1 pseudogene is annotated in these 900 nt (G+C 81.9%); it reads left to right on the plus strand.

Annotated elements, in window-relative coordinates:
• Nucleotides 1-135: 135 nt before the first annotated feature.
• Nucleotides 136-900, plus strand: a pseudogene (locus ABEA15_RS25545) (hypothetical protein); the annotation flags it as partial.

Consider the following 900-nt stretch of genomic DNA (forward strand, 5'->3'; position numbering starts at 1 on the left):
CCGACTTGCCCGGGAGCGCCGACCGCGGACCCTCCCGCACCGGCCCGGCACGGCGCGGGGCGCATCCACGGCGCGGGGTCCGCGAGCGCGCCGTCCGCCGCGGAGGGGCACGGCGGCGACGGCGGTCGCGGCGCCGTGCGCGCGCTGCGGGCGGGCGGCGCGGTTGCCGCGGCCATCGTGCTGCTGTCGCTGCCGTGGCTGGTGCCGGCGCTGGGCAGCGGCGCGCGGACCGACCCCGGCGCGGTCGAATTGTTCGCCGCACGCGCCGACACCCCGTTCGGCGCCGCGGGCTCGCTGCTGTCGCTCGGCGGGGTCTGGAACGCCCACGCGGTGCCGGAGTGGTTCGGTGCGCCGGGGCAGGCCGCGTGCCGGCTGACGCTCTCGCTCGCCGCCGTCGCGGGCTGGGTGTGGCTGCTCCGCCGCGGCGGTGCGCCGGGCTTCGGGGCCGGTCTGTCGGCGGCGGCCGCGGCCGGGCTGGCGCTCGCGCTGGCGGGCACGACCGCACCCGGCCGGGACGCCCTCGCCTGGCTGATCGGACTGTGGGCGGGATTCGGGCCGCTGCGCGACGGCCAGTTGTACGTGGCGCCGCTCGCGCTGCTCCAGGCCGCGGGTATCGGCGGCGCGGTGCTGTGGGCCTGCCGCGCGGCGGCCGGCCCGCCCGGCCGCGCGGAGGCGCGGAGGGACGGCAGCGGAGCGGGGGCCGCGGGTGCGGATGCCGCGGGCCCGGGCGGCAGCGGGGGAGGGCATGACAGTGCCGGGGCTCCCGGGGGACCCCCTGATTCAAGTCAAGCCGATCGCACGGGTGCCGCGCCATCGCCATTGCGCCGCCTGTGGACGGCGCCGGGCCGGTTGCGCCGGGCCGCCGCGCAGCCCGCCGCGCCCGGGCGCGCCGCCGCGAGC

It is taken from the genome of Streptomonospora halophila, assembly GCF_039542725.1.
GTDB classification, from domain to species: domain Bacteria; phylum Actinomycetota; class Actinomycetes; order Streptosporangiales; family Streptosporangiaceae; genus Streptomonospora; species Streptomonospora halophila.